Origin of the sequence: Dankookia sp. P2, assembly GCF_050632255.1 — a bacterium.
GTDB lineage: Bacteria > Pseudomonadota > Alphaproteobacteria > Acetobacterales > Acetobacteraceae > Paracraurococcus.
On the sequence record NZ_CP192581.1, the window covers coordinates 5,071,600 to 5,092,240 of the forward strand.

At 70.8% G+C, this 20,641-nt stretch carries 18 protein-coding genes, 5 pseudogenes and 1 riboswitch; of the genes and pseudogenes, 19 read left to right on the forward strand and 4 right to left on the reverse strand.

Translation table 11 applies throughout. From position 1 onward, the window contains the following. The first annotated feature begins 2 nt into the window (after window positions 1-2). The 4 genes from ACQ86J_RS30130 to ACQ86J_RS30145 all read left to right on the forward strand — a co-directional run bounded on the left by ACQ86J_RS30130 (window position 3) and on the right by ACQ86J_RS30145 (window position 2,076). Window positions 3-764 carry a ComF family protein gene (locus ACQ86J_RS30130; RefSeq protein ID WP_431268394.1) on the forward strand — a complete coding sequence of 254 codons (762 nt, stop codon included), beginning with the start codon at window positions 3-5 and terminating at the stop codon, window positions 762-764. 110 nt (window positions 765-874) lie between these two features. After that, window positions 875-1,123: a hypothetical protein gene (locus tag ACQ86J_RS30135; protein WP_431268395.1), complete on the forward strand. Its 249-nt coding sequence runs from the start codon at window positions 875-877 to the stop codon at window positions 1,121-1,123. Window positions 1,124-1,178: 55 nt separating this feature from the next. Next, window positions 1,179-1,436, forward strand: a complete 258-nt coding sequence (gene grxC, locus ACQ86J_RS30140; RefSeq protein WP_431268396.1) for a glutaredoxin 3 — start codon at window positions 1,179-1,181, stop codon at window positions 1,434-1,436. Window positions 1,437-1,587: 151 nt separating this feature from the next. Further along, window positions 1,588-2,076, forward strand: a complete 489-nt coding sequence (locus ACQ86J_RS30145; protein ID WP_431268397.1) for a DUF1178 family protein — start codon at window positions 1,588-1,590, stop codon at window positions 2,074-2,076. Window positions 2,077-2,389: 313 nt separating this feature from the next. On the opposite strand, the gene ACQ86J_RS30150 is transcribed toward ACQ86J_RS30145, so the two are convergent. Both ACQ86J_RS30150 and ubiG read right to left on the reverse strand, forming a co-directional pair. Further along, on the reverse strand, window positions 2,390-4,474 hold the full coding sequence (locus ACQ86J_RS30150) for a hypothetical protein (protein ID WP_431268398.1): 2,085 nt from the start codon (window positions 4,472-4,474) through the stop codon (window positions 2,390-2,392). 475 nt (window positions 4,475-4,949) lie between these two features. Next, window positions 4,950-5,429, reverse strand: a complete 480-nt coding sequence (gene ubiG / locus ACQ86J_RS30155; RefSeq protein WP_431268399.1) for a bifunctional 2-polyprenyl-6-hydroxyphenol methylase/3-demethylubiquinol 3-O-methyltransferase UbiG — start codon at window positions 5,427-5,429, stop codon at window positions 4,950-4,952. Between the two features lie 334 nt (window positions 5,430-5,763). On the opposite strand from ubiG, the pseudogene ACQ86J_RS30160 reads away from it, so the two are divergent. The 15 genes and pseudogenes from ACQ86J_RS30160 (at window position 5,764) to thiC (ending at window position 19,369) form a co-directional block, all read left to right on the forward strand. Then, window positions 5,764-6,991: pseudogene (locus ACQ86J_RS30160) on the forward strand (aspartate kinase). A gap of 4 nt (window positions 6,992-6,995) precedes the next feature. Continuing rightward, window positions 6,996-7,993: pseudogene (locus ACQ86J_RS30165) on the forward strand (NAD(P)H-dependent flavin oxidoreductase); the annotation flags it as partial. A 158-nt stretch (window positions 7,994-8,151) separates the two neighbouring features. Continuing rightward, window positions 8,152-9,123: a helix-turn-helix domain-containing protein gene (locus ACQ86J_RS30170; protein ID WP_431268400.1), complete on the forward strand. Its 972-nt coding sequence runs from the start codon at window positions 8,152-8,154 to the stop codon at window positions 9,121-9,123. 91 nt (window positions 9,124-9,214) lie between these two features. Continuing rightward, window positions 9,215-10,354, forward strand: a complete 1,140-nt coding sequence (gene ispG, locus ACQ86J_RS30175; RefSeq protein ID WP_431268401.1) for a flavodoxin-dependent (E)-4-hydroxy-3-methylbut-2-enyl-diphosphate synthase — start codon at window positions 9,215-9,217, stop codon at window positions 10,352-10,354. Window positions 10,355-10,364: 10 nt separating this feature from the next. Then, complete coding sequence (locus ACQ86J_RS30180; RefSeq protein WP_431268402.1) at window positions 10,365-10,532, forward strand: hypothetical protein; 168 nt, start codon at window positions 10,365-10,367, stop codon at window positions 10,530-10,532. A gap of 64 nt (window positions 10,533-10,596) precedes the next feature. Then, window positions 10,597-10,839, forward strand: a complete 243-nt coding sequence (locus ACQ86J_RS30185) for an AbrB/MazE/SpoVT family DNA-binding domain-containing protein (protein WP_431268403.1) — start codon at window positions 10,597-10,599, stop codon at window positions 10,837-10,839. A 1-nt stretch (window position 10,840) separates the two neighbouring features. Further along, entirely contained in the window at window positions 10,841-11,239 is a 399-nt protein-coding gene (locus tag ACQ86J_RS30190; protein ID WP_431268404.1) for a type II toxin-antitoxin system VapC family toxin, read from the forward strand. Window positions 11,240-11,278: 39 nt separating this feature from the next. Beyond that, window positions 11,279-12,651 (forward strand): annotated as a pseudogene (gene hisS / locus ACQ86J_RS30195) (histidine--tRNA ligase). Then, complete coding sequence (prfA, locus tag ACQ86J_RS30200) at window positions 12,648-13,703, forward strand: peptide chain release factor 1 (RefSeq protein ID WP_431268405.1); 1,056 nt, start codon at window positions 12,648-12,650, stop codon at window positions 13,701-13,703. Before hisS ends, prfA begins: the two are co-directional and overlap by 4 nt. Window positions 13,704-13,725: 22 nt before the next feature. Continuing rightward, a pseudogene (gene prmC, locus ACQ86J_RS30205) lies at window positions 13,726-14,596 on the forward strand (peptide chain release factor N(5)-glutamine methyltransferase). 203 nt (window positions 14,597-14,799) lie between these two features. Then, complete coding sequence (locus ACQ86J_RS30210; protein WP_431268406.1) at window positions 14,800-15,627, forward strand: hypothetical protein; 828 nt, start codon at window positions 14,800-14,802, stop codon at window positions 15,625-15,627. Window positions 15,628-15,752: 125 nt separating this feature from the next. Beyond that, window positions 15,753-16,253 carry a hypothetical protein gene (locus ACQ86J_RS30215; RefSeq protein ID WP_431268407.1) on the forward strand — a complete coding sequence of 167 codons (501 nt, stop codon included), beginning with the start codon at window positions 15,753-15,755 and terminating at the stop codon, window positions 16,251-16,253. Further along, a complete protein-coding gene (locus tag ACQ86J_RS30220; RefSeq protein ID WP_431268408.1) occupies window positions 16,229-16,579 on the forward strand; it encodes a sensor histidine kinase in 351 nt (116 codons plus the stop codon). Before ACQ86J_RS30215 ends, ACQ86J_RS30220 begins: the two co-directional genes overlap by 25 nt. A 241-nt stretch (window positions 16,580-16,820) precedes the next feature. Further along, window positions 16,821-17,273 (forward strand): DUF4167 domain-containing protein, encoded by a 453-nt coding sequence (locus ACQ86J_RS30225; RefSeq protein WP_431268409.1) that lies wholly within the window; start codon window positions 16,821-16,823, stop codon window positions 17,271-17,273. A gap of 97 nt (window positions 17,274-17,370) precedes the next feature. Next, window positions 17,371-17,480: riboswitch (TPP riboswitch) on the forward strand. Between the two features lie 78 nt (window positions 17,481-17,558). Then, window positions 17,559-19,369, forward strand: a pseudogene (gene thiC / locus ACQ86J_RS30230) (phosphomethylpyrimidine synthase ThiC). Between the two features lie 66 nt (window positions 19,370-19,435). Here the strand turns inward: thiC and ACQ86J_RS30235 are convergent. Together ACQ86J_RS30235 and ACQ86J_RS30240 are read right to left on the reverse strand one after the other, a co-directional pair. Then, a complete protein-coding gene (locus ACQ86J_RS30235; RefSeq protein ID WP_431268410.1) occupies window positions 19,436-19,672 on the reverse strand; it encodes a hypothetical protein in 237 nt (78 codons plus the stop codon). 91 nt (window positions 19,673-19,763) lie between these two features. Further along, a complete protein-coding gene (locus ACQ86J_RS30240; protein ID WP_431268411.1) occupies window positions 19,764-20,624 on the reverse strand; it encodes an MOSC domain-containing protein in 861 nt (286 codons plus the stop codon). Window positions 20,625-20,641 lie beyond the last annotated feature (17 nt).

The following is a 20,641-nucleotide window of genomic DNA, read 5'->3' on the forward strand; positions in this document are numbered from 1 at the left end:
CCGTGACGGCGGGCGCGGGGCTGGCGCTGCGGCGGCTCGGCCTTGCCGCGCTGGACGCGGTGCTGCCGCCGCATTGCCTGACCTGCGACGCCGCGGTGGATGCCCAGGGCAGCCTCTGTGGCGCCTGCTTCGGCACGCTGTCCTTCGTCACCGCGCCGCTCTGCCAGCGCTGCGGCGTGCCCTTCCCGCATGCCGGCGCTGGGCCGGCCTGCCCCGGCTGCGCGGCACGGCCGCCGCCCTATGACTCGGCGCGGGCGGCGCTGCGCTACGATGCCGGGGCGCAACGGCTGCTGCTGCCCTTCAAGCATGCCGACCGGACGGATTTCGCCGCGCCGCTGGCCCGCCACATGGCCCGGGCCGGGGCGGTGCTGCTGGAGCGCGCGGACCTGGTCGCCCCGGTGCCGCTGCATTGGCGGCGGCTGCTGGCGCGCCGCTACAACCAGGCGGCCCTGCTTGGCGCCCGGCTGGCGCGGCGCGCCGCCATTCCGCACATCCCCGACCTGCTGCGGCGGACCCGGCCGACGCCAGCGCTCGGCGACCGCGGCGCGGCCGAACGGGCGGCGCTGCTGGCGGGTGCCTTCGCCGTCTCGCGCCGCGGCGCGGCTCGGATCTCCGGGCGGCGGGTGCTGCTGGTGGACGATGTCATGACCTCCGGCGCCACCGCCGAGGCCTGCGCCCGGGCGCTGCTCGCGGCCGGCGCCGCAGCCGTGGATGTGCTGGCAGCGGCGCGGGTGCCGGACCCGCGGCTGGAGGCACCACGCTGAGGGCCGGCGGGCCGGCGTCACCATATTCACTTTTTAGTTATATCGACCTGTGTTCCTCTCGATTCAGCAGGCCGGCGGTAGGAGGCCAGCGATGCGCCAACCTGTCGACGATGCGCCGCTTCACCACCGCTTCATCCTGCCGCGCGACGCTGTCCGCCCCGACAGGCAGCAGGAGGCCGCATGTCACCGATCACCCAAGGCACCGCGCCATCCGGTGCGCAATCCCCTTCGCTCTGCCGGCCCGGCGCCGGCGCATCGGCGCGGGCGGGGAGGACCCGCCCGCCCGGCTGCTGACCATGCTGGCCATCGCCTTCCTGCTGGCCAGCCCGGTCATCACCCTGCTGCTGGTGGTGCCCTGACGGAGGCTCGAGCAGGGTGCTTGACCGGGGCGGCCGACGAACCAAACTGTCGCGCATGCCCAAGGTCGAAATCTACACCACGCTGTTCTGCCCCTATTGCGAGCGCGCCAAGGCGCTGCTCGGCAAGAAGGGCGTCGCCTTCGAGGAACTGGACGCGCCGCATGGCTCGCAGGCCCGCAAGGATGCGATCGCCCGGTCCGGCGGCCGCACCACGGTGCCGCAGATCTTCATCGACGACGCTGCGATCGGCGGGTCGGACGAGCTGATGGCGCTGGACCGCGCGGGCAAGTTGGACACCCTGCTGGCGGCCTGAGGCCGCACCCCTGAGCGCCAGCGTATGTCACATGCGTGCGCGCCGGCGATCTTTGCGTCCTGGCAAGGGGTTGGCACTCCCCAAGTCCGAGTGCTCGCCTATAATGCAAGGTTGGTACCCCGGTCTTGCGGGGGGCCGGGGAAAGCTTGGGATGATCCATTACGATCTACGCTGCACCGCCGGGCATGAATTCGACGGCTGGTTCAAGGACAGTGCCGGCTTCGAGGCCCAGGCCAAGGCCGGCTTCGTGGAGTGCCCGGTCTGTGGCGGGACCGAGGTCACGAAGCGCCTGATGGCGCCGGCCATCCCGAAGAAGGGCCGCAGCCGGGCGAAAGAGGTCGCGCCGCCCGCGGCGGTGCCCGCCGCTCCGCCGCCTCTGCCGCCGCCGGGCAGCAACCAGGCCGCGGCCGGCCCCGTACCGGCCCAGGTGGTGGCGCTGCTGCAGCGGATGCGGGCCGAGGTCGAGAAGCATTGCGACTATGTTGGTTCGGGCTTCGCCGAGGAGGCGCGCAAGATGCATCGCGGCGAGAGCGACCGGCGGGGCATCTACGGCGAGGCCTCGGCCGCCGATACCGAGGCGCTGCAGGAGGAGGGCATCGAGATCGCCCGGCTGCCCTGGGTGCCGCGCGCAGACGGGTGAGGCCGCTGCGGCGGCTGGCCCTGGCCCTGGTGCTGGTGCTGCTGGCTTGGCCGGCCGCGGCGCAGGAGACGGTGCGGACCTGATGACGCCGCCGGGCGGCTGACCAGCCGGCAGGAGAGCCGGGACGGCACCACCCGCTTCTACGACAGCGCCGGCCGCAGCACCGGCCGCGCCGAGACCCGGGACGGCACGACGCGGTTCTACGACAGCGCCGGCCGCGCGGCCGGCCGGGCCGAGACCCGCGGCGACACGACCCGCTATTACGACCAGTCCGGCCGCCGCACCGGGGAGGCGCGGCGGCACTAGCCTTGACTCAGAGATGCCAGGCGCTGGCGATCGCGGCCTGCAGCGCCGCATCCGCCGGCATCGCGGCCGCGGATGCGGGATTGAAGCCGGGATGCGCGGCGGCATAGCTTGCCATTGCGCCGACCAGGCCATCCAGCCCGGCATCCAGCAACTCGCCGCCGGCCTTGATCTCCGCCACCTGGGCGCGGGCCTTGTTGTACCAGCCCAATAGCGTGACGCTGTCGGCGCTGCCGACCGCGGTGATGACCAGGTCGGCGCCGCGGTGGGCCAGCCAGAGATCGGCCGGCCCATGCCCGCCGATATCCAGCGTGCCGCGGGCGCTGGTGGTCTCGTAGGCCATGTTGTTGATGGTCAGGGCGCCGTAGCCGGCCTCGAAGACATAGGTGTCGTTGCCGCCGCCGCCGACCAGCAGGTCGTGCCCGCCATGGCCGTCGAAGACCTCGTCGTCGCTGTAGCCATAGAGTGTCTCGGCCGCCGCGCTGCCCTTGGTCGAGAGGTCGATCACCTGTCGGGCCGACCAGCCCGTGCCATCGGCAAAGAAGACCCACTGCACGCCGTGCTGCGTGCCGTACATCTTGGTCAGGGTGACCTGGTCGCCATGGCCGAGGTCGAGGACGATGTCGCGCGCAGCATTGCGGTGGACCGCGACATCGGCGGCGAGGATGCCGGCGCCGAGGAACAGCTCGTTGTCCGCCGCGGCGGTCCAGTCCACCTCGGTGATCGTGAGATGCCCGTTGCCGGCCTCGAACTGGAAGGTGTCGCCGCCGCCGCCGCCGATGACCTGGGTGTCGCCGGTGACCGGGGCAAAGACCTCGTCGGCCAGCGTTCCGGTCAGTGTCAGGCTGCCATCGGCGGCGAGCTGGATGCCGAGGCCCTGCATCGTGGCGGCGGCGAAGGCGCCGATATTCCCGCTGCTCGCGGCGCCAACCTCGGCGGCCAGCACGGCCGGATCCAGGGCATGGGTGATGCCATAGCCAGCCAGCAGCAGGGCGACCTTCGACCAGGGCTCGACGTTCGCCGCCCCGAAGCTGCCGGCATAGGCCGTGGCGTCGGCCATCACCGCCGCCATGGGCTTGGCGAGGTCGAGCGAGTCGGTGGCCAGGGTATAGGTGAAGTCGTCCGCCAAGGCGCTGAGCGGGCCGGCCAGCATGAGGCGCGCGGTCACCCAGGCCTCGACCTCGGTGAAATGCGCCTGCAACGCGGCGACCTGACGCGGGGCGACGTCGACGCCCGGGCTGGTGACCGGCGTGCCGGTGAAGCGCTCGATCGCATCCACCAGGCGGGCATCGATGTTCGGTCCGCGGCTGCCGGCAGCGGCCCCGTCGACCCCGGCCCAGCGATAGATGATCGCATCGGCAGCCTGCCGCAGGCTGGCGAGGCTGCTGCCGTCCGGCAGTTGGGTAAAGGCGTCGACCAGTTGCTTCAGTGCCGGATCGAGTGCCATGGCATTGTGCAGCGTGCCGACCTGGCCGGCGCCGTGCAGGTCGGGCAGGGACAGCACGTCCGCCGGGACGGCAATGTTGCGCTGGTCCTCGGTCTGTGAGGCGAAATAGGAGAAATACACATCGGCCATGGCGCGGGTGGCCCCGCCGGCCAGGGTATAGCTGCCGGTCAGAGCGATGTAGTTGCCGCTGGCATCGGTGGTGCCGTCGACGCTGCTCGCCAGGTTGAGCGCGGTGATCCCGAGCTCAGCGAGGCTTCTGAGCTCGGCGGGAGAGGCGATCCCGTCGCCATTGGCATCCACCCAGACGCGCAGTTCGGCGAAGACGGCATCGGCGGCGGTGATCCGGCCGTCGTGGTTGGTGTCATGACTGCGCAGATTGGCGAAGCCGTTGCCGAAGCCGCCAGTATTGCCGAAGAGCTCGGTGATGTCGTCGATCCGGCCGTTGTGGTTGGCGTCGAGGACCAACATCCCGGTATCGGCCGCGACCCAGGCGGTGCGCTGCGCGGTCGCGCCGGCCACCACCTTGAAATGCGTGTCGCTGTCCTCCAGCCGGGTGGTGTGGATCCCGGTTCCGGTCAGGTCGAGGACCAGGGGATCGAAGATCTTCTTGCAGGCGTAATCGGTGACTTCGGAGGTCAGCGGATTCAACAGGTGGAAGAAGTGCAGGACGCCTTTGATGACGATTTCGCAGATCCAGTACCCGAGGCTGTGTCCCTGATCGGGCGGCGGCGTGGGTGTCGGGGAGGGGGCCGGGTGGGGATGCGGGTGATTGAGCCCCATGCGAGATCCTTTTGGTTCTGGCGTTGGCGCCGGGCTGGCCGATGCCTCTGCTCCCCTCTGCGGCCGGGCGCTGCCAGCTCGCGGGCACCCGCAGAATTTGAACCAATAACGGAAAAATTACGAATATAAATTCCTACTGTTGCGATCGAGCGTCTGGCGAGGCCCTGGCTCGGCCGGACGGCGGCCGCGGGGCGTCCGCTTCCAGCCCTGCAAGAACAGCGCGGCCGGACGGGTACGGCGCGGATCCGAACCGGGCGGCGCGGCGGCCGCCGGCGATCGTTTCAGGCCGCGGCCATCATCAGGTAGTTCACCCCGACATCCCGCCCGGTGCTCCAGCGTCCGGTCAGCGGATCCATCGACAGCCCGGCGATATCCGCCACCCGCAGCCCCGCCTGCCGTAGCTCCGCCCGAGCTCCGCCGGGCGGACGAACATGCGCCAGTCATGCGTCCCCACCGGCAACAGCCGCAGCAGGTACTCGGCCCCGAACTTCGCCATCAGCCAGGACCGCGGGGTGCGGTTCAGGGTGGACAGGAACACCGGCCCGCCCGGCTTCACCAGCCCCGCGAGGTGCCGGCAGAAGCCCTCCCGGTCGGCCACGTGCTCGATCACCTCGAGCGCCAGGACCGCGTCGAAACCGCCGCCGCCGGCGGCCAGCAGGTCCTCCGGCCGCCCCTCCCGGTAGTCGATCGCCAGGCCGCCGGCCGCGGCATGCGCCCGCGCCGCCTCGAGCGCCGAGCCGGCGGCGTCGAGCCCGGTGACGCTCGCCCCGGCGCGGGCCAGTGCTTCGCTCGCCAGCCCGGCGCCGCAGCCGACGTCGAGCACGCGCAGCCCCTCCAGCGGGCGCTCCGCCCCGGGGGCCGCTTGTGCAGGCGGGCGAGCCGGGCAGTGATCCAGCCCATGCGCGCCGGGTTCATGGCGTGCAGCGGCCGCATCGGCCCCCGCGGGTCCCACCATTCCGCCGCCAGCCGGTCGAATTGGCGATCTCCGCCCCGATCGCCGTGCCCTGTCCGGCTGCCGCCATGCGCATCATCTCTTGCCCGTCCCGCTCGCGAATGTTGCAGCGCGGGGTCCGGGTGGGTATCTGTGCCGGCCTTCGCGCGGGCGCAACCGCGCGGCGCGCCGCCTGCACCACCCATTTCCCACCAAGAAGCGCCCCATGGCCCGCATCGTGATGAAGTTCGGCGGCACTTCCGTCGCCGATCTCGACCGTATCCGCAACGTCGCCAACCGCGTGAAGCGCGAGGTCGAGGCCGGGAACGAGGTTGCCGTCGTCGTCTCCGCCATGTCCGGCGCCACCAACCAGCTGGTGAAATGGTGCCAGGAGCTCTCGCCCCTGCACGATGCCCGGGAATACGACGTGGTCGTCGCCACCGGGGAGCAGGTGACCATCGGCCTGCTGGCCATCGCGCTGCAGACCATCGGGGTCGAGGCGCGGTCCTGGCAGGGCTGGCAGATTCCGATCGTCACCGACGGCGCGCATGGCAAGGCCCGGGTCGAGCGAATCGAGGGCGGCCTGCTGATCGAGCGGATGCAGCAGGGCCAGGTGCCGGTCATCGCCGGCTTCCAGGGGATCGAGCCGGCGCGCAACCGTGTCACCACCCTCGGCCGCGGCGGCTCCGACCTTTCGGCGGTTGCCATTGCAGCGGCGGTGAAGGCCGACCGCTGCGACATCTACACCGACGTCGACGGCATCTACACCACCGACCCGCGCATCGTGCCGCGCGCCCGCAAGCTGGAGCGCATCTCCTACGAGGAGATGCTGGAACTGGCCTCGGTGGGCGCCAAGGTATTGCAGACGCGGTCGGTCGAGCTTCGCCATGAAGCAGCGGGTCCGGGTGCAGGTGCTTTCCAGTTTTTCCGACGCGCCAGGCTCCCTGGTGGTTGATGAGGATGAGATCGTGGAGCAGCCCATCGTCAGCGGCATCGCCTATTCGCGGGACGACGCCAAGGTCACCCTGCGCCGCGTGCCGGACCGGCCCGGCATCGCCGCCGGCGTCTTCGGCGCGCTGGCCACGGCCAATTGCAATGTCGACATGATCGTCCAGAACATCGGCGCCGATGCCACCACGGACATGACCTTCACCGTCGGCAAGGCGGACCTCGCCCGGGCGCAGGATACGCTGGAGAAGGCGCGCGGCGAGCTCGGCTTCGAGGCGATCCTGGCCGACCCCGAGGTCGCCAAGATCAGCGTCGTCGGCGTCGGCATGCGCAGCCACGCCGGCGTGGCGAATACCATGTTCAAGGCGCTGTCCGAGAAGGGCATCAACATCCAGGTCATCTCAACCTCGGAGATCAAGGTGAGCGTGCTGATCTCGGCCGAGTACACCGAGCTCGCGGTGCGGGCGCTGCACACCGCCTATGGCCTCGACGGCCCGGCGGCCTGAGCCGATGGACGCGCTCACCCCCGTCGCCGCCGCGCCCGCCGCCACGCTGGACCGCCTGATGGCGCGCGGCGCCGCCTTCTTCGGCAGCCGCTATGCCATCATGGGCGGGGCGATGAGCTGGGTGAGCGAGCGGCACCTGGTCGCCGCGCTGTCCAATGCCGGCGCCTTCGGCGTCATCGCCTGCGGCGCGATGGAGCCGCCGCGGCTGGCCGAGGAGATCGCCGGCACCCAGGCGCTGACGACGAAGCCCTTCGGCGTAAACCTGATCACCATGCATCCCCGGCTGGACCAGCTGGTCGAGACCTGCCTGGCGGCGGGCGTGACGCATATCGTCTTCGCCGGCGGCATCCCGCCGGGCTCGGCCATCAGGCGGGCGAAGGAGGGCGGCGCCCGCGTGGTCTGCTTCGCTCCGGCCCTGGCGCTGGCGAAGAAGCTGGTCCGCAGCGGGGCCGATGCCCTGGTGATCGAGGGCTCCGAGGCGGGCGGGCATATCGGCCCGGTCTCGCTCAACGTGCTGGCGCAGGAGATCCTGCCGAGCATGGCGCGCGAGGTCCCGGTCTTCGTGGCGGGGGCATCGGCCGCGGCGAGGCGATCCTCTCCTATCTCGAGATGGGGGCGGCGGGCGTCCAGCTCGGCACCCGCTTCGTCTGCGCCACCGAGAGCATCGCCCATCCGAAGTTCAAGCAGGCCTTCATCCGTGGCGCCGCGCGCGACGCCCTGCCGACGGTGCAGATCGACGAGCGCTTCCCGGTCATCCCGGTGCGCGCGCTGCAGAACGAGGGCACCAAGCGCTTCATGGAGCACCAGGCCGCGGTGCTGAAGCGCTTCCAGGCGGGAGACCTGGCCAAGGACGAAGCCCAGCTGGAGATCGAGCATTTCTGGGCGGGCGCGCTGCGCCGCGCGGTGATCGACGGTGATGTCGAGCAGGGCAGCCTGATGGCCGGCCAGAGCGTCGGCATGGTGGCCCGGGAGCAACCGGCGGCCGAGATCATCGCCGAGCTTGATGGCCCAGGCCGAGGCCGCGCTCGCCGCCCGATCGCTTTCCGTGGCATAAATGTCTGGGCCCGTGCTGGAGGGCCCGGCCTACTCCGTCTGGGGAATGATCGCGGAACCGTGAATTCGATTTGCCGTCCTGGCGTGACCGGGTTACATCGCGAGGCGTGCCCGACGATATGAAGCGCCTCTCCCAGTTCGACTCCGCCCCTGCCGAGCCGGCCCGGCTCGGCGCCGAGTTGCGCGACGCGCGTGCCGCGCTCGGCCTGTCGATCGAGGATCTCGCGCAATCGCTGCGCATCCGCCGCGTCTACTTGGCGGCGCTGGAGGAAGGCCGGGTCCGCGACCTGCCGGCGCCCGCCTATGCCGTCGGCTTCGTCCGCACCTATGCACGCAGCCTCGGCCTGGACGAGGCCGATATGGTCCGCCGCTTCCGCGAGGCCAGCGGCCCAACCGTCGACCGCAAGACCGACCTGGTCTTCCCCGAGCCGGTGCCTGATCGCGGCGTGCCGGCCGGGGCGGTGATGCTGGTCGGGGTGGTGCTGGCGGTCGGCGCCTATATCGGGTGGTACCAGTGGTCCGGCAGCGGCAGCCGGACGGTGGATGCGGTACCGCCGCCGCCGGCCGCGATTGAGCAGGCGCTGCGCGAGGGCAGCCCGCCCGAAACGGTGCCAGAGCCGGCCGCCCCGTCACCTAATCCGACCAATGCCAATGCGGCGCCGGTCCCGGTCGTCCCTGCCAGGCCCCTCATCGCTGTCGCCCCGACGCCGCCCGCCGCAGCGCCGACCCCGCCACTTTCCGCCGCCGAGGGCCGGATCCTGCTGCGCGCCAAGGCCGAGGCCTGGATCCAGGTGCGCGAGCGCCAGGCCGGCTCGGTGCTGGTCAACCGCGTGCTGCGTCCGGGCGAGTCCTGGCAGGTGCCGGCCAGGGACGGGTTGCTGCTCTCGACCGGAAATGCCGGAGGTCTCGAGGTGCTGGTGGATGGCCAGCCGACGGCTGGCCTCGGCGCCGGTCCGTCGGTGCGGCGCGACCTGCAGGTCGATGCCGAGCGGCTGAAGGCCGGGCAGCCGCTGGCTCCGCTGGCCCCGCAGCCACGCCCTGCCGCCGCGGCGCCGGCCGCGGCATCGGCGCCGCAATAGGCACATCCCGGCCCTGCATGGCCGGTGCTTTGGGATCGGCGCCAGGGCTGCCATATTGGCCTGGATTCCGCAGGACGATCCGGGAAACCCCATGAGCTACCGTCCCTACCAGATGATCACCCGCCGCAAGTCCCGCCAGATCATGGTGGGCAAGGTGCCGGTCGGGGGCGACGCGCCGATCACCGTGCAGACCATGACCAACACGCCGACGGAGGATGCCGCGGCGACCATCGCCCAGATCCGCCGGGCCGAGGTCGCGGGGGTGGACATCGTCCGCGTCTCCTGCCCGACGCCCGAGAGCACCGCGGCGCTGCATGAGATCGTGCGCGAGGTGAATGTCCCCATCGTCGCCGACATCCACTTCCACTACCGCCGCGCCATTGAGGCGGCGAAGGCGGGGGCCGCCTGCCTCCGCATCAACCCGGGCAATATCGGCAGCGCCGAGCGGGTGAAGGAGGTGGTGAAGGCCGCCCGCGACCATGGCTGCTCGATCCGCATCGGCGTCAATGCCGGCAGCCTGGAGAAGCACCTGCTGGAGAAGTATGGCGAGCCCAACCCGGAGGCGCTGGTCGAGAGCGCGCTCTGGCACGCCGCGCATCTGCAGGACAACGATTTCCACGAGTTCAAGATCAGCGTGAAGGCTTCCGACGTCTTCCTCGCCGTCGCCGCCTACCAGCAGCTGGCCGAGGTCTGCGACCACCCGCTGCATATCGGCATCACCGAGGCCGGCGGGCGGCGCACCGGCACGGTGAAATCGGCGGTCGGGCTCGGCAGCCTGCTCTGGGCCGGGATCGGCGACACCATGCGCGTCTCCCTCAGCGCGGAGCCCGAGGAGGAGGTGCATGTCGGCTGGGAGATCCTGAAGTCGCTCGGCATCCGCCACCGCGGCGTGAAGATCATCTCCTGCCCCTCCTGCGCCCGGCAGGGCTTCGACGTGATCAAGACCGTGGCGACGCTCGAGGACCGGCTGGCGCATATTGAGACGCCGGTGACGCTCTCGATCATCGGCTGCGTGGTGAACGGGCCGGGCGAGGCGCTCATGACCGATATCGGCCTGACCGGCGGCGGCGCGGGCCGGCACATGATCTATGCCTCGGGCAAGACCGACCACACGGTGGACGAGGCCGGGATGGTCGACCATCTGGTGGCGCTGGTCGAGGGCAAGGTGGCGCAGATCCAGGCCGCCGAGGCCGCGGCCAAGGTTGAGGCGGCGAAGCAGGCGGCCGAGTAGGCCCCGGGGGATGAACGGCTTCGGCCTCTCGGCGCTGATGCTGGGCGCGATGCGGCGCCACAAGGTGCCGGGGCTGGACGAGGATATCGGTCGGCGGGACGCCGCGCTGCGGCGGCTGGCGGTCCTGCTGGCGATCCAGCTGGCGCTCTTCCTGGCGGTGACCATCGCTATCCGCTGAACGTCCTTGCCCCGGCCGAGTGGTACACCTAAGTATTACCGTCCCGGACCGAGGTAATACCGCCATGGGCATGCCCGTCACCGTGAAGGGGCAGGTTACCATTCCGAAGCCCATCCGCGACCGGCTGGGGCTGAGCCCGGGGAGCGAGGTCGAATTCGGCATCGAGGCGGATGGCCGCGTCCTCCTGTGGAAGGCCGGGCAGGGCGATTCCGCGGCACCCGGTCGCCTCGCTCGGCCGCGTCCGGCGCCCGGCTGGAACGGGATGACGACCGACGAGATCATGAAGCTGACCCGCGGCGAAGACTGAGGTGACGCTGATCGACACCAATGTCCTGGTGGACTTGGCCGCGGCGGATCCCCGCTGGGCATCCTGGTCGGAGCAGGCCCTGGACACGGCGGCGATCCGGGGGCCGCTCTGCATCAACGACATCGTTTTCGCGGAGCTCTCGATCGGCTTTGACGGTATCGAGGATTGCGAGGCCTTCCTGGCCGCTCTCCCGGTCAGGCTGCTGCCGATGCCCCGCCCAGCGCTTTTCCTGGCCGGCCGGGTCTTCCACGCCTATCGCCGGCGGGGCGGCAGCCGCACCGGGGTCCTGCCCGACTTCTTGATCGGCGCCCACGCCGCGGTGGCCGGCCTGCCGTTGATCACCCGTGATGTCGCACGCTACCGCACCTATTTCCCGGCGCTCGACCTCATCGCCCCCTGAACCCTTGCCCCGCGCCGCATCCCGCGGCACACCGCGCCCATGGCCCAAGCTCCGCTCCAGCCCGCCCGCGGCACCCATGACCTGATCGGCGCCGAGTTCCGCCGCCATCACCTCGTCATCGAGACCGCGCGGCGCGTGGCCATGCTCTATGGCTTCGAGGAATGGGCGACCCCGATCTTCGAGGATACTCGGGTCTTCTCCCGCGGCCTCGGCGATACCTCGGACGTCGTCTCGAAGGAGATGTACGTCTTCGAGGATCGCGGCGGCGAGAGCGTCACCCTGCGGCCGGAGAATACCGCCGGCGTCTGCCGCGCCCTGGTCACCAACGGCCTGACCCAATCGAACCTGCCGCGCAAGGTCTTCTATGCCGGGCCGATGTTCCGCTACGAGCGGCCGCAGAAGGGCCGCTACCGGCAGTTCCACCAGATCGGCATCGAGGTGCTGGGCGCCGCCGAGCCGCTGGCGGATGCGGAGGTGATCGCCTGCGGCTGGCACATCCAGCAGGAGCTCGGCATCGACGAGGGCACGGTGCTCGAGATCAACACGCTCGGCGACGCCGCCAGCCGCGATGCCTACCGCGCCGCGCTGATCGACTACTTCACCGTGCACAAGGACGACCTGTCCGAGGACAGCCGGGCGCGGCTGGAGAAGAACCCCTTGCGCATCGTCGACAGCAAGGACCCCAGGGACAAGGCGCTGGTCGCCGGCGCGCCGACCATCCACGACCACCTGACGCCGGAAGCGGCCGCCTTCTACGCCGCGGTGAAGCGCCACCTGACCGCCTTCGACGTGCCCTTCCGGGAAAACCCGCGGATCGTGCGCGGCCTCGACTACTACAGCCACACCGCCTTCGAATTCGTCACCGACCGGCTCGGCGCCCAGGGCACCGTCATGGGCGGCGGCCGCTACAACGGGCTGGTGGAGGAGATGGGCGGCCCGCCCACCCCTCGGTCGGCTGGGCGGCGGGCGTCGAGCGCCTGTCGCTGCTGGTCGAGGCGAATGCGCTGACGCCCGAGCCGGCGCGCCCGGTCGCCGTCATCCCGATGGGCGAGGCGGCCGAGGAGGCCGCGCTGCAGATCCTGCAGGCGCTGCGCGACAACGGCGTCGTCGCCGAGATCGCCTATAAGGGCAACATGAAGCGCCGGATGGAGCGGGCCAACAAGATCAATGCCGGCGCCGCGGTGATCCTCGGCGAGGCCGAGCTGGCCGATAACATGGCCATTGTGAAGAACCTCGATGCCGGCAGCCAGGAGCGGGTGGCGCTGCCCGACCTGCTGCGCACCCTGGCCGAGACCGGCGTGGTCGAGACCGCCGCCCAAGCCGTGCTGCAGACCCTCCTCGAGGAGGAACTCGGCGGCGACGACCTGGACGCGCCGCTCGACGCGGATGATGACGACGAGGCCCGCGGGTGAGCATCGCCGACAAGCTCGACCGCGTCCTGACCCGGGCGGAGGAGGTGCGCCACCTCCTCTCGACCGCCGAGGGCGGCCAGTTCGGCGCCCTGTCGAAGGAGCTCTCGGAGCTCGAGCCGCTGGTCGAGAAGGTCGAGGCGCTGCGCGCCGCCGAGCGGGCCCGCGACGAGGCGGAGGCGATGCTGGCCGACCCCGAGCTGCGCGAGCTGGCCGAGGACGAGTACCTCGCGCAGAAGGAGGCCGTGCCGCGGCTGGAGCGCGAGGTCCGCCTCATGCTGCTGCCGAAGGATTCGGCGGATGAGCGCAGCGCCATCCTCGAGATCCGCCCCGCCGCCGGCGGCGACGAGGCCTCGCTCTTCGCCGCCGAGCTGTTCCGCGCCTACCAGCGCTATGCCGAGACGCGGCGCTGGAAGTTCGAGGTGATGGACTACGACGAGAGCGAGCTTGGCGGGGTCAAGGGCGCGGTCGCCGAGATCCAGGGGAAGGGCGTCTTCGCCCGGCTGAAATACGAAAGCGGCGTGCACCGGGTGCAGCGCGTGCCGGCGACCGAGACGCAGGGACGCATCCACACCTCGACCATCACCGTCGCCGTGCTGCCGGAGGCCGAGGAGGTCGACGTGCAGGTCAACGAAAGCGATCTCCGCATCGACACCTACCGGGCCAGCGGCGCCGGCGGCCAGCATGTGAACAAGACCGACAGCGCCGTCCGCATCACCCACATTCCCACCGGGACCGTGGTGGCGATGCAGGAGGAGCGCAGCCAGCACAAGAACCGCGCCAAGGCGATGAAGGTGCTGCGCGCCCGGATCTACGAGGCCGAGCGGGCGAAGCTGGCTGGCGCCCGCGCCGCCGATCGGAAAGGCCAGGTCGGCACCGGCGACCGGTCGGAGCGGATCCGCACCTACAACTTCCCGCAGGGTCGCGTCACCGACCACCGCATCGGCCTGACCCTGCACAAGATCGACCGGGTGATGCTCGGCGAGTTCGACGAGATCGTCGATGCGCTGACCGCCGAGGACGAGGCGGCGCGGCTGGCGGCCGAGGGCGAGTGAGTCCCGGGATGGCGGCCGGACCATGACCGCCTGCGCCGACCCCGCAGGGACGGTCGGCTTCTTCCTCTGCCGCGCCGGCCAGCACCTGCGCGCCGCCGCCATCGAGACACCCCGCATGGAGGCCCGGCTGCTGCTGGCGCATGCCATGGGCTGCCGGCAGGAGGACCTGCTGCGCGACCCCCGCGCCGCCGTCCCGCCTGCCGCGGCGTCCCGCTTCGCCGATCTGCTGCGCCGGCGGCTGGACCATGCGCCGGTCGCCCACCTGCTGGGGGAGCAGGAGTTCTGGTCGCTGAGCCTCGCCGTCTCACCCGCCACGCTGATCCCCCGCCCGGATCTGGAAGCGCTGGTCGAGGCGGCGCTGGAGGCCTTCCCCGACCGGGGCCTGGTGCGCCGGGTGCTCGACCTCGGCACCGGCACCGGCCGCCTGCTGCTGGCGGCCTTGACGGAGTTTCCCGCGGCGACCGGCCTCGGGCTCGACCGCGTGCCGGCGGCGGCGGCGCTGGCGCGGGACAATGCGGCGCGGCTGGGCCTGGCCGGGCGCGCCCGCTTCGTCGTGGCCGACTGGTCCGCGCCGGTCGCCGGCCGCTTCGACCTGGTGCTGTCCAACTCCGCCCTATATCGAAAGCGCCACCATCCCCGGCTTGATGCCCGAGGTGGCGCGGCACGAACCCGCCTCGGCGCTGGATGGCGGGGTGGACGGACTGGACGCCTATCGCGCCATCGCCGCGGCGCTGCCCGGGCTGCTGACGCAGTGCGGCCGGGCCATCCTCGAGCTCGGCCAGGGGCAGCAGAGGGCAGTCGAGGCGATCGCCGCGACGCAGGGGCTGCGCAGCCTCGGCTGCCGGGCCGATCTCGGCGGGGTGGCGCGGGCATTGGTGCTCACCCGTGCCTAGGCCGATGCCACCCTGACCGGGGCAGGGCAATACCGGTCCGGTCGCGGCAGGGCGGAACGTCCGTACGCGCAAGCTGGCTCCGGAACGGATGGGCTACACCGGTGGCGCATTCGCCTCTGGCTGCAAATAGCCGTAACGCGTTCTGGTTGTGGCACTTAAAAATTGTATATCAACGCTTGCGCTCATCGCCGGCCGGGCATCCGATGCAGATCGACTACCCCACCTTGCTCGTCACGGCCGCCGGCACCTGCCTGGTGCTTGGTCTGCTCTGCTTCGTCATGGCGCAGTCGGAGACGCCGCTCCGGCCACTTCGCCTTTGCGGGTTCGGCCATCTCTGCTTCGCGCTTGGCATGCCGATGCTGCTGCTGCGGGGCGGACCCTATGCGGCCTTCGGCATCGTCCTCGGCAACAGCATCGGCCTTTTTGGCTGGGGATTGCAGGTGGTCGCGGTGCGCCGCTGCGCGGGACGGCCGCCCTGGGCCTGGTTGCCGCCGGCCGCAGCCGGCACCTGGATGCTGGCCTGCCTGGTGCCCGCCTTCATGGCCAGCTTTCCGACCCGTGCCTTTCTCGGCGGCGGCCTCGCCGGCCTGCTGGCAGGGCTGGCCGCCTGGGAGCTGGCGCGCAGCTGGACCGGCTGGCGTCCCCTGCGGCCGATCATCCTGCTGCTCTGCGGCCTTCATCCGCTGGCGCAACTCCTCCGCATGGCCGCCGCCGCCCTGCACGGCGCGGAAGGGGTGGCAGCGCTGAACCCGGCCATGGTCCTCAGCGGGCTTGCCGCCATCTTCGCCTGCACCGTCGTCCTGGTACCGGAGGCGCTGCGCCGGGCGGAGCGGCAGGCCGGGGCCAGGCTCGCCGCAGCGCATGCCGACACCGCTGCTTCCCGGCGACTTGCTGTCGCGGCTGATCGAGAACCTGCCGGCGGTGGTCTACATGAACCGCATCCGGCCGGATTTCCGCTGGACCCGGACCTTCCTCGGCAGCAACACCGAAAGGGTCATCGGCTGGCCGCGCGCTTCGCTCGATGCCGATGACCCGCTGGAGACGCGGACGGAATGGAGCGAGGCTGAGAAGCGGAAGGCGCTGCAGGAGCTGACCACCCGGGGCGAGGTGGTCGTCGAGGTGCCGATGCGCCGGCCCCGACGGCAGCCTGCTCTGGGTGCGGCGCGGCTCCCGCGTCGCCTCTCGCCACGAGGATGGCAGCGTCTCGGTGGTCGGCTTCATCGTCGACATCACCCGCGAGCGCAGCCTGGCGGCCCAGGTGCAGGCCAGCGCCAAGCTGGCGACGCTGGGCGAGATGGCCGCCAACCTGGCGCATGAGCTGGGCCAGCCGGCGGCGACCATGTGCTCTGGCCGCGGGCAACGCCGCCCGGGGCCTGCGCAAGCGCGGCGAGGCGTCGATTCTCGACGCGCTCAGGCGGCTCGACCGCATCGCCGAGCAGGGCGAGCGGATGGGCGCGCTGATGCAGCACCTCAAGGCCTTCGCCCGGGCGGAGCCGATCGCGCTCGGGCCGGTCGTGGTGGCACGGGCGGCGGAGGGTGCGCTGGTGCTGACCGGCGTCGGGCTGCGGCAGGAGGAGATCGCGCTGGAGCAGGACATCCCGGCCGACCTGCCGCCGGTGCGGGCGCAAGCTGGTGTCGCTGGAGCAGGTGCTGGTGAACCTGCTGCTGAATGCCCGCGACTCGATCCGCGGCCAGCCGCCCGGGGCGCCGCGGCGGATCCGGCTGCGGGCCAGGCCGGCCGGCGCGGGCCAGGTCTCGATCGAGGTGGCGGATACCGGCCCCGGGCTGGACCCGGCGATCCTGCCGCGGCTCTTCGAACCCTTCGTCACGACCAAGCCGGCGGGCGAGGGGCTGGGGCTCGGGCTGTCCGTCAGCCATGGCCTGGTTCGCAGCATGGGCGGCACGATCACCGCCCGGAACGCGCCGGAGGGGGCGGTCTTCACTGTCACGCTGCCTTGTGCGATGGCGATGGCGCCGGCCTGAGGCGGCCTGCGACGAAAAAACCGTTTGGCGGCCCGGCCGGCTGGGGCTAGCTTGCGACAGGCCCTCGCGGGCGGACGGGCACGGCCCGCCGCCGAGGCGCGTGGGTCCGTGCAGCGGAAGGTCCGTGGATATCACGCCGGCCGCGATGCTTTTGGATGACATCGACCGCCAATGCCGTGCACCCCGGACGTCCTGGGGTAACCGGGGCGGCCCACCTGCGGAGACGGCAGACGCAACACTGATGAACATGAAACGCATGCGCGGCCGCAACCATCGGCATGGTGGGGGCGGCGGGGGTGGCGGCGGTGGCGGCGGCTCGCCGCAGTTCCGCCAGACCGGCCAGTCGCCGATGAACCGCAACCACGTCTTCGACTCGAGTGGTCCGGACATGCGGCTGCGGGGCACCGCCCAGCAGCTCTTCGAGAAGTACCTGCAGCTTGGCCGCGACGCGACCAGCTCCGGCGACCGGGTGATGGCCGAGGGCTATTTCCAGCACGCCGAGCATTATTTCCGCATCCTCAACGCCATGAGTCCAGGCGCAGCAGCAGCGCGAGGGCGGCCAGCAGGCCTCGCAACGCCGCTACCAGCAGGGTGGCGAGCAGAGTGCGGGCGGCGAGGTCGGCGGAGGCAACGAGCCGGGCGAGATGAACGGCCAGGTGAACGGCCATGCGCTCGAGGGCGATGCCGATTATGACGGCCCGCAGCCCGAGACCCGCGAACCGGCCTGGAGTGCCGGTCCGACCGCTTGCGGACGCCGCGTTGACAGGGCGTGGCGCCGGACGCAGGCTCGGTGATGTTCCGAGCGGGGTCCCTGCATGGGGCTGAGATACGGCAAAGGCGCCGTGACCCTTTGAACCTGATCCGGGTCATGCCGGCGTAGGGAGAGGAACGAACGGCCGCCGCCCCTGGAGCGCGTCCGCCCCGCGCATCGATTGCCCCCGGATCTCCAATTCTGAGGAGGTCCAAGTGCCCGATCTGGATAACCCCCGATCTGCCGCAGGTGACGACCGGCCCGCTGCCGGCCTCGCGCAAGGTGCATGTGCCGGGCGTGCTGCACCCCGATCTGCGCGTGGCGATGCGCGAGATCGCGGTCAGCGGCGGCGAGCCGCCGCTGCGCGTTTATGACCCGTCCGGCCCTATTCCGACGCCGCCCACCGCACCGACATCCGCCGCGGCCTGCCCGAGTTGCGCCGCCTCCTCGGATTGAGGCGCGCGGCGATGTCGCGGCCTATGCCGGGCGCGACCCGCAGCCCGAGGATGACGGGCTGAAGCCCGGCGAGGCGCGGCGGGTGCCGCATCTGACCGCGCCGGGCGCCAGCCGCTGGCGGCGAAGCCGGGCGCGCGGCCGACCCAGCTGGCCTATGCCCGGGCCGGGATCATCACCCCCGAGATGGAATACGTGGCAATCCGGGAGAACCTTGGCCGCGAGCGGCTGCGCGAGGCAGCGCTCCGCGACGGCGAGAGCTTCGGCGCCGCCATCCCCGACTACGTCACGCCGGAGTTCGTCCGCGACGAGGTGGCGCGCGGCCGGGCCATCATCCCGGTGAACGTCAACCACCTGGAATCCGAGCCGATGGCGATCGGCCGGAACTTCCTGGTCAAGATCAACGCCAATATCGGCAACAGCGCGGTCGAGCTCCTCGGTCGCCGAGGAGGTGTCGACAAGCTGGTCTGGGCGATCCGCTGGGGCGCCGACACGGTGATGGACCTCAGCACCGGGCGGAACATCCACACTACCCGCGAGTGGATCATCCGCAACTCCCCGGTGCCGATCGGGACGGTGCCGATCTACCAGGCGCTGGAGAAGGTGAACGGCAAGGCCGAGGACCTGACCTGGGAGGTGTTCCGCGACACGCTGATCGAGCAGGCCGAGCAGGGGTGGACTACTTCACCATCCATGCCGGGGTGCGGCTGGCCTATATCCCGCTGACCGCGCAGCGCGTCACCGGCATCGTCTCACGCGGCGGCTCGATCGTGGCCAAGTGGTGCCTGGCGCACCACAAGGAGAACTTCCTGTATGAGCGGTTCGACGAGATCTGCGAGATCATGCAGGCCTATGACGTCAGCTTCTCGCTCGGCGACGGGCTGCGGCCGGGCTCCATCGCCGATGCCAATGACGCGGCGCAGTTCGCCGAGCTGGAGACGCTGGGCGAGCTGACCCAGATCGCCTGGAAGCGCGACGTCCAGGTGATGATCGAGGGGCCCGGCCATGTGCCGATGCACAAGATCAAGGAGAACATGGACAAGCAGCTCGAGGTCTGCGGCGAGGCGCCCTTCTACACGCTCGGCCCGCTCACGACCGACATCGCGCCGGGCTACGACCACATCACCTCCGGCATCGGCGCCGCGATGATCGGCTGGTTCGGCTGCGCCATGCTCTGCTACGTCACGCCGAAGGAGCATCTCGGCCTGCCGGACCGGGACGACGTGAAGGTCGGGGTGATCACCTACAAGATCGCCGCCCATGCCGCCGACCTGGCCAAGGGGCATCCGGCCGCCAAGCTGCGCGATGATGCGCTTTCCCGCGCCCGCTTCGAGTTCCGCTGGCGCGGATCAGTTCAACCTGTCGCTCGACCCGGAGACGGCGGAGAAGTTCCACGACCAGACCCTGCCGGCCGAGGGCGCCAAGCTGGCGCATTTCTGCAGCGATGTGCGGGCCGAAATTCTGCCTCGATGAAGATCAGCCAGGATATCCGGGCCGCGGCGCAGAAGGGCATGGAGGAGATGTCCGAGCGATTCCGCAACGATGGCGGGCAGATCTACGCCGCGCCGCAGCCCGCGGCGGAATAGCCTGGGAAAGGGAAGAGGGGGTGTGGGGATGCTGTCTCCCCACCCCTGCCTGCCGCAGCCGGTGGCTCAGTCGACCTCGACCAGCAGCCGGTGCGGATCCACCACCGCGCCTGTCTCGAGCGAGGTCAGCACCCGCTGCCCGGCCGCCCAGGCATCTTCCGCATGGGCGAAAGGAGCGTCGGAGGAAAAGACGACCACATCGCTGCCATCCCGGCGTACGCTCCATTTCCAGCGGCGCGGGGAGTGGGACTGCAGATCAACTTTCACATAGCCGTAGAATTTACAGCCGCGCTCTTTCGCCATCGCAAGTAGGCTCCGTTACCGGATTATGAATGCCCTCCTCGCCTTCGAGTAGAAAATCGAGAAAGCGTTAATAACCGGAACGTTAGTCCGGTCAATGCAGCAGATCGCCCTGGGTCGGCTTCCAGCGCATCGCCCACGGCGATCCGGCCGCCCTCCAGCACCTCGGCATAGAGCACCCAGATCGGCATGGCCGAAATGCTCGCGCAGCCATTTTTGGCGGCGCCGCGTCACGCTCGGCGGTGTCCGGGTTCACTTCGGTGGCCGGGCAGCGAACGATCCGCTTGAACACCCGCAGACGGGCGCCGCCCAGCAGCACCTCCTGACCCAGCAGGTCGAATTCGGCCCAGGGGCCGGCGCCCGAGACATAGATGTTCGCCCGGAAGCGCAGCGGGTCGAGCGGCATGCCGACCTTCGCTGCCAACGCATGGAGGCTCGACAGACCGATGATCGAGACGCATTTGGCCGCGACATCGGTGAAATTATGGCCTGGCGCCTCGACGAAGCGCGGCGTGCCACGCGCCTCCTCGCCGAGGAAGCCGGTCAGGAAGGCGGCGATCTCGGCCCGGCCCGCCTCGGTCCGGGTACTGGCCTGCAGCGTCGGGCCGTCTGGTGGGCGGATCGCCAGGGTGCCGGTCTTCGGGTCGAAGGCGGAGTGCAGCGCGGCAAGGCGGGCGTTGTAGGCGAGGCAGCCGAAATGCCGCTTGGGCAGCCAGGCCGGAGCCGCCGGATCCATCGGCGAATCACCCTGGGCCAGGGCGAAGCGGCGATCATGCGGCAGGCATTCCCCGGGCGAGAGCAGGACTTCCTCCAGCGCCTCGGCGGTCAGCCCCTTCACTGGATAGCGATAGATGTGCTCGACGCGCATCGGAACATTTTCCTCCGTGGGGACCTTGACCCGCCGCAAGGCGAAATACCACATCCAGGGTGAACTTGGTCCTCGCCATCGCCTCATGCAGGGGTGGCTGAGGC

Excerpts from the sequence above, each read along its gene's own strand:
- ACQ86J_RS30135 (WP_431268395.1), top strand. The coding sequence starts at position 875 with ATGCGCCGCTTCACCACCGCTTCATCCTGCCGCGCGACGCTGTCCGCC.
- grxC (WP_431268396.1), top strand. The coding sequence starts at position 1,179 with ATGCCCAAGGTCGAAATCTACACCACGCTGTTCTGCCCCTATTGCGAG.
- ACQ86J_RS30145 (WP_431268397.1), top strand. The coding sequence starts at position 1,588 with ATGATCCATTACGATCTACGCTGCACCGCCGGGCATGAATTCGACGGC.
- ispG (WP_431268401.1), top strand. The coding sequence starts at position 9,215 with ATGAGCTACCGTCCCTACCAGATGATCACCCGCCGCAAGTCCCGCCAG.
- ACQ86J_RS30180 (WP_431268402.1), top strand. The coding sequence starts at position 10,365 with ATGAACGGCTTCGGCCTCTCGGCGCTGATGCTGGGCGCGATGCGGCGC.
- ACQ86J_RS30185 (WP_431268403.1), top strand. The coding sequence starts at position 10,597 with ATGGGCATGCCCGTCACCGTGAAGGGGCAGGTTACCATTCCGAAGCCC.
- ACQ86J_RS30210 (WP_431268406.1), top strand. The coding sequence starts at position 14,800 with ATGCAGATCGACTACCCCACCTTGCTCGTCACGGCCGCCGGCACCTGC.
- ACQ86J_RS30225 (WP_431268409.1), top strand. The coding sequence starts at position 16,821 with ATGAACATGAAACGCATGCGCGGCCGCAACCATCGGCATGGTGGGGGC.
- ACQ86J_RS30235 (WP_431268410.1), bottom strand. The coding sequence starts at position 19,672 with ATGGCGAAAGAGCGCGGCTGTAAATTCTACGGCTATGTGAAAGTTGAT.
- ACQ86J_RS30240 (WP_431268411.1), bottom strand. The coding sequence starts at position 20,624 with ATGAGGCGATGGCGAGGACCAAGTTCACCCTGGATGTGGTATTTCGCC.